Origin of the sequence: Psychrobacter sp. AOP3-A1-26 (assembly GCF_052378235.1) — a bacterium.
GTDB lineage: Bacteria > Pseudomonadota > Gammaproteobacteria > Pseudomonadales > Moraxellaceae > Psychrobacter.
Genome location: NZ_JBQSXN010000007.1, coordinates 1 through 17,255 on the forward strand (window position 1 = coordinate 1; position 17,255 = coordinate 17,255).

At 42.8% G+C, this 17,255-nt stretch carries 17 protein-coding genes; 5 read left to right on the top strand and 12 right to left on the bottom strand.

Annotated features, from left to right (window positions below):
* Positions 1-402: 402 nt before the first annotated feature.
* Together rpmB and rpmG are read left to right on the top strand one after the other, a co-directional pair.
* On the top strand, positions 403-639 hold the full coding sequence (gene rpmB / locus ACT3TU_RS02455; protein WP_149488796.1) for a 50S ribosomal protein L28: 237 nt from the start codon (positions 403-405) through the stop codon (positions 637-639).
* 133 nt (positions 640-772) lie between these two features.
* Positions 773-928, top strand: a complete 156-nt coding sequence (gene rpmG / locus ACT3TU_RS02460) for a 50S ribosomal protein L33 (protein ID WP_010201403.1) — start codon at positions 773-775, stop codon at positions 926-928.
* Between the two features lie 139 nt (positions 929-1,067).
* Here rpmG and ACT3TU_RS02465 read toward each other — a convergent pair whose 3' ends face one another.
* The 12 genes from ACT3TU_RS02465 to ispH all read right to left on the bottom strand — a co-directional run bounded on the left by ACT3TU_RS02465 (position 1,068) and on the right by ispH (position 13,196).
* Positions 1,068-1,379: a hypothetical protein gene (locus ACT3TU_RS02465; protein ID WP_192524516.1), complete on the bottom strand. Its 312-nt coding sequence runs from the start codon at positions 1,377-1,379 to the stop codon at positions 1,068-1,070.
* Positions 1,380-1,579: 200 nt separating this feature from the next.
* Positions 1,580-1,891: a hypothetical protein gene (locus ACT3TU_RS02470; RefSeq protein WP_192524517.1), complete on the bottom strand. Its 312-nt coding sequence runs from the start codon at positions 1,889-1,891 to the stop codon at positions 1,580-1,582.
* 121 nt (positions 1,892-2,012) lie between these two features.
* Positions 2,013-2,390: a hypothetical protein gene (locus ACT3TU_RS02475; RefSeq protein WP_225735264.1), complete on the bottom strand. Its 378-nt coding sequence runs from the start codon at positions 2,388-2,390 to the stop codon at positions 2,013-2,015.
* A gap of 94 nt (positions 2,391-2,484) precedes the next feature.
* On the bottom strand, positions 2,485-3,174 hold the full coding sequence (gene rpe, locus ACT3TU_RS02480; RefSeq protein ID WP_192524518.1) for a ribulose-phosphate 3-epimerase: 690 nt from the start codon (positions 3,172-3,174) through the stop codon (positions 2,485-2,487).
* A gap of 195 nt (positions 3,175-3,369) precedes the next feature.
* The gene (locus tag ACT3TU_RS02485; protein ID WP_318779320.1) at positions 3,370-3,588 is read right to left on the bottom strand and encodes a TIGR03643 family protein; all 219 of its coding nucleotides are present in this window, start codon (positions 3,586-3,588) and stop codon (positions 3,370-3,372) included.
* 373 nt (positions 3,589-3,961) lie between these two features.
* Positions 3,962-4,882 carry an S-formylglutathione hydrolase gene (gene fghA, locus ACT3TU_RS02490; protein ID WP_192524519.1) on the bottom strand — a complete coding sequence of 307 codons (921 nt, stop codon included), beginning with the start codon at positions 4,880-4,882 and terminating at the stop codon, positions 3,962-3,964.
* Positions 4,883-4,968: 86 nt separating this feature from the next.
* Positions 4,969-6,450 carry a C13 family peptidase gene (locus ACT3TU_RS02495; RefSeq protein WP_192524520.1) on the bottom strand — a complete coding sequence of 494 codons (1,482 nt, stop codon included), beginning with the start codon at positions 6,448-6,450 and terminating at the stop codon, positions 4,969-4,971.
* A 329-nt stretch (positions 6,451-6,779) separates the two neighbouring features.
* Positions 6,780-8,750: a molecular chaperone HtpG gene (htpG, locus tag ACT3TU_RS02500; RefSeq protein ID WP_192524521.1), complete on the bottom strand. Its 1,971-nt coding sequence runs from the start codon at positions 8,748-8,750 to the stop codon at positions 6,780-6,782.
* 353 nt (positions 8,751-9,103) lie between these two features.
* Positions 9,104-10,636, bottom strand: a complete 1,533-nt coding sequence (locus ACT3TU_RS02505) for a catalase (protein WP_318779360.1) — start codon at positions 10,634-10,636, stop codon at positions 9,104-9,106.
* Positions 10,637-11,100: 464 nt separating this feature from the next.
* Entirely contained in the window at positions 11,101-11,916 is an 816-nt protein-coding gene (locus ACT3TU_RS02510; RefSeq protein ID WP_192524476.1) for a thioesterase family protein, read from the bottom strand.
* A 34-nt stretch (positions 11,917-11,950) separates the two neighbouring features.
* Positions 11,951-12,196 carry a hypothetical protein gene (locus tag ACT3TU_RS02515; RefSeq protein ID WP_192524477.1) on the bottom strand — a complete coding sequence of 82 codons (246 nt, stop codon included), beginning with the start codon at positions 12,194-12,196 and terminating at the stop codon, positions 11,951-11,953.
* 43 nt (positions 12,197-12,239) lie between these two features.
* Positions 12,240-13,196 (bottom strand): 4-hydroxy-3-methylbut-2-enyl diphosphate reductase, encoded by a 957-nt coding sequence (gene ispH, locus ACT3TU_RS02520; protein ID WP_192524478.1) that lies wholly within the window; start codon positions 13,194-13,196, stop codon positions 12,240-12,242.
* 314 nt (positions 13,197-13,510) lie between these two features.
* On the opposite strand from ispH, the gene gmk reads away from it, so the two are divergent.
* The 3 genes from gmk (at position 13,511) to ACT3TU_RS02535 (ending at position 17,247) form a co-directional block, all read left to right on the top strand.
* Positions 13,511-14,137, top strand: a complete 627-nt coding sequence (gmk, locus tag ACT3TU_RS02525) for a guanylate kinase (protein WP_192524479.1) — start codon at positions 13,511-13,513, stop codon at positions 14,135-14,137.
* Positions 14,138-14,310: 173 nt separating this feature from the next.
* Positions 14,311-14,571 carry a DNA-directed RNA polymerase subunit omega gene (rpoZ, locus tag ACT3TU_RS02530; RefSeq protein ID WP_192524480.1) on the top strand — a complete coding sequence of 87 codons (261 nt, stop codon included), beginning with the start codon at positions 14,311-14,313 and terminating at the stop codon, positions 14,569-14,571.
* A gap of 477 nt (positions 14,572-15,048) precedes the next feature.
* Positions 15,049-17,247 carry a RelA/SpoT family protein gene (locus ACT3TU_RS02535; protein WP_192529003.1) on the top strand — a complete coding sequence of 733 codons (2,199 nt, stop codon included), beginning with the start codon at positions 15,049-15,051 and terminating at the stop codon, positions 17,245-17,247.
* Positions 17,248-17,255: the final 8 nt, after the last annotated feature.

Sequence of the window (17,255 nt, forward strand, 5' to 3'; positions counted from 1 at the left end):
CATAGATTTACAGTAATGCCAGTTATATTAACAGATTGTATTAAATATATAACAGCAACTTTACTAACTTTTGTTATAACTTACAACTAAAAATTAATCTTTACTATTAAATAATCAACAACATAGCGGGCTCATTTCAAGGTATAATGGCTGTCCTTTAAACCAACAATAATCATAAAAATATTTGAGTATCCCTCTCTTTTATGGTATAAATGTCGGCTTTAAAATTTTCTGAATTGGTCAGCCTGTTATTTGCCTTTAGATGACAGTCATACCAGCTCAACCTTCATATAGTTTTGTTTGGTGCAAAGCTTGCCGCTTGCTGTGTCCATGCCGCAAAAACGTGCAACTTGCCCAGACTGGTATGAGAAAAACTCATACCTCATAGATTAGGAGTTCGCCATGTCTCGAGTTTGCCAAGTGACTGGAAAGCGCCCTATGGTGGGTAATAATGTTTCGCACGCAAACAACAAAACCCGTCGTCGCTTTCTACCAAACCTTCATAACCATCGTTTTTGGGTAGAGTCTGAAAATCGTTTTGTACGTCTACGTGTGTCTACCAAAGGTATGCGCACCATTGACAAACTTGGTATCGATAAAGTGTTAGCGGATCTACGCGCACAAGGTCAAAAAGTATAAGTTAAGACTGGCAGCTTAAGCCCTCGAACATCTTCGTCGTTTAAGCTGCTTTTCTGCTACATTATTTGTGGCAACTGAATACTTTAGATCCGTACCTATCGTTTGAAGACCCCTCATTTACAGGAAAGCTATCATGAGAGATAAAATTAAATTAGTATCAACTGCTGGTACTGGCTATTACTACACCACTACCAAAAACAAGCGCACTATGCCTGGCAAAATGGAAATCAAAAAGTTTGATCCAAAAGTACGCCAGCACGTGATCTTTAAAGAAGCTAAAATCAAATAGTTGCTATTATCTATAGAAACTATTTTTATAGATACTTTCTATAAACAAACTATTTGCAATAAAAAAGGGTATATCCATTGATATACCCTTTTTTATGCGCGCGATTTTAAGTGTCTGTTATTATTAGATAGACTAAATATTAACTATAATGCGTTGGCTCTTTATCATAGACATGCGCGTGCCATTGACTCATTTGCTTTTGCATGATGACCTGAATCGCCGCATGAATCATATGCTGACCAATCGCTTGGGTATCACTGCCTAATATCTCTTTGAGCTTTTCAGAAAAATCAATGGTCATCAGCGGCGCTTCATCTTGTTCAGCGTCACGTAAGAGCAATCTGCCATCCTCTGCTTCCACCAGCTCAAGCGTGGTTTCTTTAGCAAATCCTGCAAACTGGTCAGCACTGTCGTTATCTACTTCTATTTCATTATCAATATCGTATGGCATCAATTTTTTCCTTATTATCCCGTTTCATACCTGTAAAACCTTATAATCTAATGTATCACAGCTATCATCCTACAGTCATGCGGGCAAAACGTTCTTATTCATACAATGGACGCTTTAAGCCTACAATTCAAGTGCTGTCATATAAGTCTTTTGCAAAACCGATATTTAACCGTATCGACTACATAAAAACGTATCACGGATTAACGCCAATAGCGCAGTTTTGCCATAGTAAATAAAAAGGCAACAAACATACCAAGATAGTACATGAGCTTTAGCTCTAACGTCGGGTCACGGTATTTGAAAGGTAAGGCAACCGCCGCCGTAGCGGTAGGGAATATGAGCAGCATAAGCAGCCAGTTTTCGATAACATTGAGCCAACCTTGTAAATCTGTACCGTTACGCAGTGAGGCCAGTCCTAACAGCAAACAAGCTATAATCAAGCTAGTAAATAAGCCATTTGGTAGGTCTTTTGGATAAATGATATTGGCAATTTTGGTTGGTATGATTCGCATGTAAAATTCCAGTCACGCGATAGTAGCGTCACTTATTAATGAATAATAAATTCCTGATGGGAGATAATTTCGCTAGCAATTTGCTTTAATCTTCAAAAATAGCAGATTAGCTGGCATAGGACTAACTGTAAGTTCCCATCAACCAAAGCATCGAGATACAAGCGGTCAAGTAGCCCAAACTAATGGCATTCCAGCTTTCTATATGCATACCTTTGACCTTGTTGAGCACACGTGAGCCGATCCAAAAAAACAGGGGAATACCAATCATAAATGCCGGTACAATGACCACAGCGTGGCGTAATACTTCACCAGTGTCATCACCCACCATCAAACGAAAGCCATAACCTGCAAGACTGAGTACAAGCGCAAAAACAGCCAGCCCAATGGTAATACCTTTGGGGACTAAGCTAGGCTTTTTTGGCTCATTCTGAAGGGGTTGCTCAGGACTGTTTACTGCTTCAGGCGGTATTGACGAGTTAATTGGTTTTTTCGTGTCCATATTTCACCTTTACATGACTTATCGTTGTACATGGCTGCACATCGTTATATAAAATATCTTAACATTATATAATGATTATTCAATGTAATGGCTGTTAATGCCCATTAGCCAATGCCAGCTCTACACGCATGGCATCGATAGCAGACTTATAGTCTTCTTGGTTAAATATGGCTGAACCAGCGACGAACATATCAGCACCCGCTTCGGCAATCGCGCGAATATTACTGGCTTTGATACCACCATCGACTTCTAATCTGATAGGGCGACCACTGGTAATGATACGCTGACGGACTTGGCGCACTTTATCTAAAGTGCCTTCAATAAACGACTGACCACCATAGCCTGGATTGACACTCATCAGTAAGATTTGATCCACTTTATCCATCACATAATCTAAATAATGTAGCGGCGTTGCTGGATTCAGGACCAAACCGCACTCTGCCCCGCCATCTTTAATCAACTGCAAAGAGCGATCGACATGGCCGCTGGCTTCTGGATGAAAAGTGATGATGCTCGCACCTGCTTCTAAAAACTGCTCAATCATACTATCAACGGGGCTAACCATAAGGTGTACATCGATTGGTGCATCAATGCCATAATCTCGCAGCGCTTTACAAATCATACTACCAAACGTCAGGTTGGGCACGTAATGATTGTCCATTACATCAAAATGAATCACATCGGCACCCGACTCTAGTACCTTTTCAACCTCTTCGCCTAAACGCGCAAAATCAGCTGATAAAATAGAAGGGGCGATTAAATATGGTTTAGAAGGGCTATTCATAATTGAGCTACCTGATTGAGGTTTATATAAAGAGTTAATAAAAGTAGATTTATCGTTAGTGCCGACACCATAGTCAGTTCTAAATAAAAGCCATACGATAATAGGATAGTCAGTCCTAAATAAGAGAAATACCAATATTATAACGTGCTAATGCTATGTTTAAATAACCAGACCTAAACAACTAAGCTTAAACAACTAGCGCGGCTTATACTGGGTTTTACAATAAGCGCGGCCGACATCAAAACTTCGTTTGGCTTGATGTTTGGTGGCACGGCTAGTGACACGCTGACGCCATAAGCGGAAAGATGATGGCTTTAGCTGCTGACGCATAAGCTTGATAACCCCAGACTCATTGAAACCATAGCTATGCTCTATCGCGTCAAACGGCGTTCTGTCTTCCCACGCCATCTCGATTACTCTTGATAGTTGCGCGGCATCGAGCGATCTATCAGTAGTTGCCTGAGTTGATTTTTCGTGAGTAGCCTCTGACTTTGAGTTACCTTGTTGCGCCATACTATTTTGCTGCTTATTTTTTAAAGCCGCAGTCATATCAGCCTGCATAGTGTTAAGCGATGATTGAGTCGCTTGCGCTCTGTGAGTTGAACCAGTACTTACTTGCGCTGTCAAATTACTTATCATAAAAGTCTTACCTTTAAATATGACAAACGGTTTCCAACCAATCTCTTTCCCACTAAGCTTTATTTTATACCAAAAAATAAGCGTGGTTGGACAATCAGCGTAACCGTCTGTCAGTTTATCTATCAGGCTGTCAGCTTATATAATGGTTTTAGCTTATCTGCGCCATACGCCAGTGATGTTCGATATGATCGCCAATCACGGTTTGGATAAAATAATAGCTGTGGTCGTGTCCCGCCTGATAACGTAATGTTAAGGGCTGCTTGGCCTTTTCACAAGCTTGTTGTAGTTTGGATGTTTGCAACTGTCCTTCTGCTAAGAAGTTGTCAGCAGCGCCTTGGTCGACCAAAATGCTCGAATACTGCTGACCGACTGTTTCAATCACTTTCGAGGCATCTGCTTGCGACCATAGCGACTTATCATCGCCGAAGTATTCTGTATAGGCGGCCTGCCCCCAAGCTGACTCACTGGCAGCGCATACTGGTGATAGCGCTGAAACGCTGACAAATTTACTTGGGAATTTAAAGCCCAATAATAGTGCTCCATGACCACCCATCGAATGCCCTGTGATACCGATAGTATCAATCGGGAACTCTGAACGTAGCAAATCATATAATTCATCGACGATGTAACTCTGTATATTAAAGTTTTCTGCCCAAGGCGCTTGCGTCGTATCGACATAATAGCTGGCACCCTGCCCAACAAAATAGCGTTCGTCATTGGGCACGTCATGGCTATTATTACCGCTGTCATTGCTATCACTGTCACCAGCACTTCTAGGAGAAGTATCAGGGGCAATAAATATGACACCAAGCTCACTACATTTCTGCTGAAAATGCGCTTTATGAGTGACGTTGTCGGCATTACAAGTGAGACCTGATAAGTATAAAATCGCAGGACAGCGACGACCAGCGAGCGCCTCATCTGGCAGATAAACACTAAAGGTCATTGGCGTCTTAGTAGAGGTCGACTCGTGGCTATAATAATGCTGTTCACCATCAAAGCAGCGATTGACACTTTTTTGTGTCAGTTGGCTACTGGCAGACAAACTGTGATTATAAGAATTATTCATAAGTGACATTCCTTTTATCTAAATAAAATACACGACGGCTCATAAGAGATACCTGCGATTGGGAAACATCTATGGTTAAGAAACTCTTAGGGGGTGCTATCGATATCTATAGAAGCCTTTGAGTCCGTATCGGGACCAATATTAATAGAGGCAGAGGTAGAAGCAGTATCGTTCTTGATGCTGGCGACTGATGGTAGAGTTTTATCAAATAACACTTGCTCAAACGCTGGCAGGGCTGTTTCCATTAAACTACCGATAACCATTTGCGGCTCTGAGGGCTCAAAACCCATGTAAAGCTCGCGCTCTTGTACTCGATAAGCGGCATCTTTAAAAGCGGCAGAAAAACTGGTGTTTTCACGTAAGCTCTCTGCAAAAAATGCCTGACCAAAATAGGTCATCTCCGCGGTATTGGTACAGCCAAACGACATTTTATCAGCGGCTGAAGCCGTAATTATTACTGTGGTTGGAGACGCCAATTCGTCGATAAATGAGCCTGAATAACAGGCTGAAACCACGATCACTCGCCAGCGGACACCTGACGCATCTAACGCTTCACGTAGCCATGCGGCATCCAAATTTTCCATTGCAAGCGGAGGATTTGCCAATTGAATGATATCTTCATTACCGTGTGAGGATAGCGTCAGCATCAATACATCTTCATCGGCATTCATCTGCTGACCAATGCGTTTTAAACCTCGTAAAACACTGGTCTTGGTGGCGACTGGCTCATCAAGCCAGCTATAAGTATTGTTAATCAATGCTAAAGAGCGCCCACTGGTGCCAAAACGCACATCAAACAATTCACGTACTTTATTAATTTCAGAACGAAAAACGTTTTGATCAGAGAAGCCAGCAACACCCATAAAATACCAATCGGTCTTGCCATCGGTACTCGAATCAATGCTATTTAATGCTTGCTGTAGCAGACGCGGCTGCTCATACAGTGCCGCCTCCTCTAATACAGACTCTACAGGAATCTGCTTAAAAATTGGCTGATCAGCGACATTACGCTGCCAGATTGTCAACAGTGCCACCGCACCTATCAATACAATCACCCGCTCCCACCATGAGATACGCAGGCGACGGAAAAATATCCATAATAGTGCTAAGGTCTGCCATAAGAACAGCACGAGGAACAGGATAGGTAAAAACGAATAGCTCCAGCCCGGCAACCAACCATAACTACCTAAAAACTGTACCAAGCTTTGTAGCAATGCCGATAATGTATCGGCGACTAACCACAGTACTACGGGCACAAAAACCAGCGCTTGATTGCCCGCGCGCCGTGCCAAAATAATACCGCCCAATAGAATAATCATTGGCCAGATTAAATAGCTGACCAATCCTTGCTCATTAAAGATGCTGCCGTGTTCAGCAGCCAAAAAAGAAAACAGCACATTACTACCGAGTGCTAATAATGCAAAGACAGCAAACTGAATAAAGGTGGGCTTGACCCAAGAAAATGCACGCGTCGATCCGACCAGCATCCATAAGGTTGCAATGATATTGGCAGCGAAATTGAGCGAAAAACGCTGAAGCGATACAGTTTTTAACGACGCAAGTGACAAAGACTTAGACCTCTAGCCAGTCGATAGAAATAAAGTAAATCAATGATAAAATATTTCGATATCAGTACTTTTTTATGTCTTAGATGAACATTTTTATAAGGCATATTGATATAAATATTGTAATTAATTCACGATAAAATAGGGTTGAAAAGCGAGAAGTACGATTTAATAGTTTAGCCCGCTAATCTATCGCGATTGTAACGGATTGTCGGTCAAGAGGATAAGGCTGATTTGTAAAATTCACTTAAAAAACCCTCTTAAACCTATAAAAAAAGGAGGCCTTAGACTAAAGACCTCCTTTTTTATTAAATACTAGGGCGTGTTGAATATTATCTCATCAACAACTCATTAACGCGCTTAAGATAAGCAGCAGGATCTTCCAATTGACCACCATCTGCTAGCAACGCTTGGTCAAAAATTACTTGAGCCAAATCATCGAACTGCTCGCTACTTTCAAGCTTTTTAATCAGTGGATGATCTGGGTTGACCTCAAGCGTGGGCTTGCTTTCTGGTACATCTTGACCCATTTGTTTCAGCATCTGAATCATTTGTGGCGACAGCTCACCTTCACCAACGACCAAGCAGGCAGGACTATCAACCAAACGCGTCGATACCTTCACGTCTTTGGCGCGTTCACCTAAAGCCGTTTTGAGTTTATCCACCACTGGTTTTAGTGTCTCTTCAGCTTTTGTAGCTTCTGCTTTCTCTTCTTCGTCTTGCAAGTCGCCCAAGTCTACCGCACCTTTGGCGATGTTTTGCAGTGGTGTCTCATCGAATGAGGTTAAAAAGTTCATCGCCCATTCATCGACACGGCTGGTCATCAGGATAACTTCGATGCCTTTCTTTTTGAACAGCTCAAGTTGCGGACTATTCTTTGCTGCCGCTAGATTATCAGCGGTTAGATAATAGATGGCTTTTTGCCCTTCTTTCATACGACCTTTGTAGTCTTCAAAGCTGGTTGTTTCGCCATCTTGAGTGCTGGTTGCATAACGAAGCAGTTTGGCAATACGTTCTTGATTGCCCATGTCTTCGCCTAGACCTTCTTTGATGACATCGCCAAACTCGCTATAAAACTGGGCGAACTTTTCTTGCTTGTCGCTGTCTTCGCTATTGGCAAGGCTTGCTAGCAAGGTTAAAGTACGACGGGCGTTACCATCGCGGATAGATTTCACATCACGTGATTCTTGTAATAGCTCACGGCTGACGTTCAATGGCAAGTCGGCGGAATCAATCACCCCTTTTACAAAGCGCAAGTACATCGGCAATAATTGCTCAGCTTCATCCATAATAAAGACGCGTTTGACGTATAATTTCAAACCATGTTGCTGCTCACGAGTATATAAATCGGCAGGTGCTTTTGTAGGGATATATAACAGCTGAGTATACTGTACACGGCCTTCTACACGGTTATGGGTCCATGTGAGCGGCGCGTCCATGTCATAGCTAATGTTTTTATAAAAGTCGATATATTCGTCATCTTCGATCTCAGATGCTGAACGTGTCCATAGTGCGCTGGCTTTGTTAATGGTTTCCCATTCGTCAGTCAGAACCATTTGACCGTTAGCTGGTGCGGCATTTTCAGCGTCGTCGCCTTCCTCAGCCTCATCTTCTTGCCAAACCTCTTTACGCATCTGAATCGGTAAGCTGATGTGATCTGAATATTTATTGACTAAGCCCTTGATTTTGCCGCGATCGAGATAGCTGTCTTCGCCTGCAGAATACTCTTCTTTTAGATGCAAGGTAATGGCAGTGCCGCGCGTGTCTTTGCTGATAGGCTCAACGGTAAAGCTGCCTGTGCCGTCTGATACCCAGCGCACGCCTTTATCGGCAGGCTCGCCCGCTTTGCGTGATTCAACGCTAATGGTATCAGCAACGATAAACCCGGAGTAGAAACCAACCCCGAACTGGCCGATTAATTGACCATCTTGCTTTTGTGATTCAGACAATTTGTCTAAGAATGCTTTGGTACCAGATTTGGCAATCGTGCCTAGGTTTTCGATCGCATCGGTTTCATTCATTCCAATGCCATTATCGGTAAAGGTAATGGTTTTGGCGTCTTCATCGACGGCAATGCGAATTTTTAACTCGCCATCGTTTTCATAAAGACTGTCATCATTGGTCGCTTCAAAGCGCAGTTTATCGCAAGCATCCGAGGCGTTAGAGACCAGCTCACGCACGAAGATATCGGCATTAGAATATAGCGAATGCGTCACTAAATGCAGTAGTTGCGCCACTTCAGCTTCAAAGGTATGTTTTTTTAATTCAGGGTTTTTACCATCCACTTGGGTCTGTTCACTCATAAAAAACTCCGTTAATTTGTATTAGAAACTTATTATAAAATAACAGCAATCAAACCAAACTTACTCTAATAAATATCAGAGAAGCGTAATACCATTCACAAAAATTAGAATAGCAAGGAAAACAAGTGCAAGTACTACGCACGGTAGACTAAGCGAGTTTGACACAGCTAATCGTACTTTTTGGGTTTGGTATCATTTTGAATACCGCTAAGCTGTTTATACTAATAGGGGCGTAGCAGAAAATTTCAAGATCAAAGACATAATTCAATCAAAAACACCGCTCTAGTTTTCTAGAACGGTGTTTTTTGACAAAAATAAGTTTTTAATAGAGACAGTCTTATAAAATTTATAAATTATAAGCAGCTAGGTAAATGACCAGCTGGATCAGTTTCGCGGGCAGCCATAGCCTCTTCTACGGTTACACCTAAGGCTTTGGCCACGCCTGCGCCGTAAGCAGGTTCACACCAGTTGCAGTTGCGAATATGACGATACTGAATAAAGTCAGGCACACCCGACAAGTTGCCAGCCGTGTTTTCAAACAGCACCTGTTGCTGCTCAGCACTCATTAAGTTAAAGAGCGCGCGCGGTTGGCTGAAATAATCGCTATCGTCTTCACGGAAATCATAGTACGCCGCATCACCATTAATCTTTAATGGCGGCTCAGCATAGTCAGGTTGCTCTTGCCACTGGCTAAAGCTATTGGGCTCATAGTGCGGACGGCCACCATAATTGTCATCAACACGGCCTTGACCATCACGATGATTGCTCATCACAGGGCAACGCGGCTTATTCACAGGGATTTGCTGATGATTGACACCAACACGGTAGCGCTGGGCATCGGCGTAATTCACCAAGCGGTTTTGTAGCATTTTATCAGGAGAAACGCTGATGCCTGGCACCAAGTTACTTGGGGCAAATGCCGCTTGCTCAACATCGGCAAAGTAGTTGTCAGAATTTTTATTCAATTCAAACTCACCGACTTCAATCAGTGGATAGTCGCCTTTTGGCCATACCTTGGTCAAATCAAATGGATGATAAGGAACGCTATCAGCCTCAGCTTCTGGCATGATTTGCACATACATTTTCCACTTAGGAAAATCGCCATTTTCTATCGCTTGATACAAGTCTTCTTGATTGCTTTCGCGGTTCATACCGACTACTTCTGCCGCTTCTGCGTCGGTTAAGTTTTTAATACCTTGTTGAGTACGGAAATGGAATTTGACCCAAAAACGCTCATTATCTGTATTCCAAAAGCTATAAGTATGTGAACCAAAGCCATGCATATTTCTAAATGAGGCAGGAATACCGCGATCACTCATGACGATGGTCACTTGATGGAATGCTTCTGGCAGCAAAGTCCAAAAATCCCAGTTATTGGTCGCCGAGCGCATATTGGTACGTGGATCACGTTTGACCGCTTTGTTCAAATCTGGGAATTTGCGTGGGTCACGTAAAAAGAACACCGGCGTATTATTACCCACCATATCCCAGTTACCTTCTTCGGTATAAAACTTTAGCGCAAAACCGCGAATATCACGCTCGGCATCAGCAGCACCGCGCTCGCCCGCTACTGTACTAAAGCGCGCAAACATTTCAGTCTGCTTACCCACTTCATTAAAGATATCAGCGCGGGTATATTTGCTAATATCATGAGTCACGGTAAACGTACCGAATGCACCTGAGCCTTTGGCATGCATACGGCGTTCTGGAATCACTTCACGAACGAAATTACCTAGTTTTTCATTAAGCCAAATATCTTGCGCCAATAATGGTCCACGCTTGCCGGCGGTGAGACTATTTTGATTATCGGCAACTGGTGCGCCATTTCCCATCGTTAATTGGGTCGGTGCGTAAGGACATTTTTTATCGCTCATATCATTGCTCATAAATCATACTCCTTTGAATAACAAATGGATTAAAGTATAAATTCTATTCTGAATACGCTTCTATTAATAGCTCCAGAATAGTTGTCATTTTTTCTGAAAAACGGCTGTTTTTATGCATAATAACCTGTCAGTGCAATATCGTTGCCTTGTTGATTGCTATTACAACTGATTAGCATCAATTTGTATAATAAATTAATCACATGCTTTCGTTTTGTTTTTCAGAATTACTAGTTTTTCAACTTATCCACAATAGTTAAAATACTTTAAAAACGCTACGATACTGCGGGTATAGTTTTTTTGCAGCCTCTGTCTGCGTAGGCACAGCAAGCAAGAAAAAACGGTACCTGCAGTACGTGATATAGCGATATTACTTCTCACTGACTATAGGTTTTATTCATAGGGTGGTTTTTGATAAGACAATTTTGATAGTACAATAAGAGCTGCCTACTCAATAGGTCTTAGCATTAACGCGGCATCGGACGGATGGTTAAAATCTGCTCACTGCGACCAAAAGGTCCATGCTCATCATGCAATACGGCACTGGTCAACCCTATTCCATCAGCGCCGTATTGTTGTACGGCTTCAATACCTAGCCAACGCCCTTGTGGTGCACGATGCATATGAATTTGCAAATCGGTATTAGGGAACATCCATTCTAAGTTTGATAAACCAAGACCGACGCGTGGCACGATGCCATTAGCGGTATCAGCCATGCCCAATAGATGTACCATATCATCGGTAGGCTCGCCTTCTATCATGTCGACATCATTGGTTACCCATACCATACCGCAACCTGAGCGGCGGTTTGGTTCTGCCACAAAACGCACGCTTTCAATAAAACCGCCTGGCCAGCCTTTCATATCCTCCCAAGCTGGCAAATCTTCAGGTTTATATACGGATTTTTTATCCTCAAGCCCCGCAATCGCGCTGGTATCTTGGGTCATCAGTCGCCAAGCACGAGCAATAATGGCGTCGCGGCCACGACTACTCATGACTGCCTCAATCAGCTCAATGGTCTTACCCGGACGAATACAGCGCGTGGTAATCGTGAAATCATCAAGCGGTATCAACCCTAAAATATCTAGGCTAATACGCGCAATGCGCATGTTCGCTTGTGGCACAAAACCTTTTAACTCAGCGGTGAGTATGCCTGTCGCTGGCGCCATATGTTGCTCATGCTCATTCCACGCGCCTTGTGCATGTTGGGTGGGCTGATAGTGCGCTACGCTACTGCCATCTTCTTGTTGTTCGCGTTTTATAAAGTTGTAATAAGCTGACATAACTATCCTTTTTTTATTGTGTACTTGTTATCGTTTACTGGGTAAGCGTTTGCTTTCTCATATTAAGCAATGTACGGCTCTTAGCCATTACAAATAATAGAATAACCCCAACAATAATGAGCCCACCTATTAAAAGACTGTAACTGTTCATAAATTGCACTATATTAAGAAAAAGCATGAATACCAACACTACAATCACAAACATATTGACTTTCAATTGTTTATTAATCTCATCAACAGTGGCCTCTGCCAGTACAAATCTTTTTTTCTGTTTTTTCATTCGGCTTTACCTAATTAATGCGCTGTACAAAGCACGCTTATTCTTACTTGCCAACTTGGGTTACTGGAATCCGCAATGCTTTGGGCAGACTAAAAGTTACATTTTCTTCAATCCCTGACAGCTCGCTCGGCAATTCACCGCCCCAATCCTGTAGCTGTTGTAGCACTTCTTGAATCAGCACTTCAGGCGCTGACGCGCCAGCCGTTACACCAATACTCTGCACCCCGTCTAACCAACTGCTGTTCATTTCATTAGCATTGTCGATTAAATAGGCACGGCAATTCATACGCTCTGCTAGCTCGCGCAGACGATTGGAGTTTGATGAGTTTGGCGAACCGACTACTAACACTACTTCACAGCGGCTGGCTAAATCTTTTACCGCGTCTTGGCGGTTTTGGGTGGCATAACAGATATCGTCTTTACGCGGACCTTGAATGCTGGGGAACTTTTCACGCAGGGCATCGATGACGCGCGCGGTGTCATCCATGGATAAAGTGGTTTGCGTGACAAAGGCCAAATGCTCCGCATTTTGTACGTTCAATACTTCAACATCGGCTTCGTTTTCGACCAAATGTATCTGCCCACCATGACGACGGTTAAAGCGCCCCATCGTACCTTCTACTTCAGGGTGCCCAGCATGTCCAATCAATACCGCATCCATTCCATCTTGCGCAAACTTAGCGACTTCGATATGTACTTTAGTCACCAAAGGACAAGTGGCATCAAACACCGTTAAATCACGGCGTTCTGCCTCATCTTCAACAGCTTTTGAGACGCCATGAGCGGAGAAAATAACAATCGAACCATCGGGCACTTCATGCAGCTCTTCGACAAATACCGCGCCGCGATTGGCCAAATCAGAAACCACAAACTTGTTATGGACCACTTCATGACGAACATAAATGGGTGGCTCAAAACGTGTCAATGCTTCGTTGACAATCGCAATCGCGCGATCCACACCAGCACAAAACCCACGTGGATTGGCAAGATAAATTTGCATAAGAAGGCCTATCATTAGATAATTTACAATCAAAGCTTAGATATAGCCAATCCTATATCAATCGGATACGGTGTCAGGCTCGCTTAGTCTACCAGTTGTAGTACTTGCACTCGCCTTCCTTGTATCCAAATTATATTGAATCAACCATACAAAATATTGGGATCAAAAGCTTTAATTCAAAAGTTGGGATAAAATCGATACCCTACTTTAGCATAATTTGCTTTTAAAGCAGTTTATAATGAGGTATCGATTACGATTTCTACTACCATACATGATGGTATTTTTTATTTTTACCAGCCTTTAGGACAAACTGTATGACAGGTTCATTATTTATTATCACTGCCGCTTCAGGTACGGGCAAGACCTCACTGGTAAAGCAGCTACTTGCCACGACCAATGACTTGACCGTCAGTATCTCACACACTACCCGAGCGCCGCGTCCAGGCGAGATTGACGGCCATCACTATCATTTTACCGATGTCGATAGCTTTGTGACAGCTATCGGTGCTGGTCAATTTTTAGAACACGCTGAGGTGTTTAATAATTATTATGGCACCTCAGAACAAAGCGTGCGGGCGCAGCTGGACGCAGGTGTCGATGTGATTTTAGAGATTGATTGGCAGGGTGCACTACAAGTCAAAAAAATATTTACTGAAGCGACGATGGTTTTTATTTTACCGCCAAGTCTTGCCACCTTACGTCAACGCTTATCGACGCGTGGGCAAGATACTATCGAGGTCATCGAGCAACGTTTGGCTGGTGCAGTGACTGAAATGGCGCAATACGTACATTTTGATTTTGTCATTATTAATGATAATTTTGAAGTCGCTTTGACGGAATTAAAAGCCATCATCGTGGCAGATAGACAGACCTTAAGTCGTCAACAGCAGCGTTATCATCGCACGATTACCAACTTGCTACATGCTAAAACAGAAGAGTAAGCGGTGTGCCAAAAGACATTATGGCTCAATTAAGCGTTAGATATAAAAAGCAACTACGCGACTGAGCAAAAAATGCTATAATATGTCGCTATCCCCCTTTATATTTTTGATATTATTTTTATTGAGTGGCGGGCAAGTTCCGTCGCTAATAAAAACAACCGAGGTAGCTATTTATGGCACGAGTGACGATTGAAGATTGTTTGGATAATGTTGATAATCGCTTTGAGCTGGTTTTGGTCGCAAGCAAACGCGCCCGTCAGTTAGCCAAAGGTATCGCTGAGCCTATGGTTGATGTCGATAACGACAAGCCAACGGTATTGGCATTACGTGAAATTGCTGCTGGTAAAATCACCCGTGATATTTTAAACCAGCCAGAGCATAATTTTGCAACGAGCTCATTAGATTTGGCTTTGTCAGGCGATCATAGTTTCTAACACATAGTTTCTAACACATAGTTTCTAACACATAGTTTCTAACACATAGTTTCTAACACATAGTTTCTAACACATAGCTTCTAATAATTAATTTCTAATAAACCGCTTGGATAGAGTTTATTATATTGAAGCTGAACACTACTTTTAGGTCAAAGTTATACTGACTGTTATATTGACTGACGATAGAGACCACAGCCTATGCTGTGGTTTTTTTAGTTATAATGATATTGAATTGACGGTTTTAGTCGCCATTTATATCTCAAAACCTACCGTTGAGTTAAAATTTCCAAAATTTTATAGCGCCTGCGCGCTTAGCAGTTGACATTGAATGCAATTTACGATTAATTAGAGGGTGATCTACCCAATTTTTGCTCTTAATCCCCCTTCAATAGTAGATCAGCATCTATTCAGTCACCATTTATCTTATCGTTATAAGTGGTCAAGTAGCTAGCTAGTGGAACACAGGATCGTCACTTTATGAGTCAAACCTTACCCAAGCTCAGTCATCATCTGGTCGATGACGCTCAATATAATTTACTCCGTTCAGTCGGTTATCTCACTGCTGCCGAACGTCGTGATATTGTTGATGCCTGCGAGTTCGGTGATAAAGCGCATATTAAAGATAAGCGTAAATCAGGGGAGCCTTATATCACCCATCCGATTGCGGTCGCCGAAATACTAGCTGGCTTTCGCTTGGATCGAGATACCGTTATTGCTGCTATTTTACATGATACGGTTGAAGATACTGATGTCAGTGACGAACAGATTGAACAGCGTTACGGCAAAGTAGTAGCCAGACTGGTCGACGGTGTGACCAAACTGAAATCATCGACGCATAACAAACAAGAAAATAAAGCCGCTACTTTTCATAAAATTCTAACAGCCACGCTTGCTGACCCGCGGGTATTAATTATTAAGCTTGCCGATCGACTACATAATATGTCGACGCTTGACGCTGTACGCCCCGAAAAACAGCGCACCACCGCTCAAGAGACACTAGATTTTTATGTGCCATTTGCGCGGCTGATGGGACTTAATGATATTGCCGATTATATTGAAGTGCTCTGTTATCGTAACCTTGATTCTGAGATGTATAACAAAATCTCTGATAAGCTGCTACAACACGGGCTTGGGCGTAATTTTCAAAGAGAAGCCATCCATCGCTATTTAAGCATTGTTTTGAATAACCTTCACCTTAATGGCATGGTGAAAGTCTTAGATAATCGCGTGGTTATCTTTCGTCAATTCTTCCGTAATCGTGGGGAAATTAATGCGCTGCTCCGCCATTATGCGTTTGAAATCGTCCTCGATAACATCGAAGCTTGTGACAAACTGGCTTATTATTTGATTAAAAAATATCAGATAGATGACAGTCATATCGCTGATAATATTCGCCGGCCACTACCTGGCGGCAATCAGTCGCTCACGCTTATCTATGAGCGTGATAATGATTTTGTCAAAGTCACGATTTTAACCAAGCAAATGCAAAGCGCGGCAAGGCTTGGTGTCATTGGTGCAGAACACGCTTCCGATGTTAGCCAGTCGGTTATTCAAGCCTCACTACGTAATATGAAAGACTTGGTCGATGAAGACAGCTTAAATGAAAATAGCCCCGATTTTTCAGCGGCGGTCTCTACCATTAATGAGTTAATGGATTATCTACATTCTAGCAAAATCATTTGCTACAGCCCGCAAGGCCGTGCCTATGAGCTATCACAAGGGGCTACTGCGCTAGACTTTGCTTATGCTGTCGGCCCTATGGTCGGTAACGTCGCGGTCGGTGCCAGTGTCGACGGCAAACCTGCAAAACTTGGTACCGTGGTCAAAAATGGTCAATTGGTTGAAATCGAAGTCAACAGCCACTCAGAGCCAAAAGCGGAATGGCTTGGGTTTGTAGTGACCAACAAGGCACGTGAAGAGATTCTGCGTTGGTTTAAAGACTTATCAACTGCTGATAAACAGCATCACGGCAGTCAAGCCCTAGATCGCGCGCTAAAAACCTATCAAAAAAGTCTCGATGACTTAACGGATAGTGATTGGAAAAACCTCATCGAATGGCGCGGCCTAACCGAAAAAGAAGCACTATTTGAGCAAATAAGCTCTGGTACGCTACTACCACAGCTGATAGTGACACGCTTGTTCAGCGATGAAGTCAGTGATTTACAAGCACAAGAGCACAGCAATGACATGACCCAGCCACAACAGCTGATAGTGAATACTTCTGGGGTCGAGCTAGACTTTGCTAACTGCTGTCACCCTATCTATGGCGACCCTATCGTTGGCCATTTATCCCGCCACGGTCTGGTCGTCCATCGACATAAATGCTTCTCACTAGACGAGATTCGTAAAGACAACCCCTATCAAGTCATCCAACTGCGTTGGCGCAATGACAATGCGGTCAAACAAGGTGAAGCTGGCGAGAACGATATAAAAAACAGCGGCAAAATTCGTTTTCCTGCTTATTTAAAGCTGTCAATTGCCCTCAGTGATGAACAAATTAGTGAGGTCATTTACCATCTGCGCCAGTTAAATATGGGGGTAGAAACGGTTGACGTGCGTAGCAGTGATACGATCATCCATATTGTGGTTCGTAGTCGCAATCATCTGGCTAAAGGTATTCGTGAACTACGCTCGTTACTTGGCTTCCCAAATATCATCCGTTTATATCAGCTATAAACTCAGTT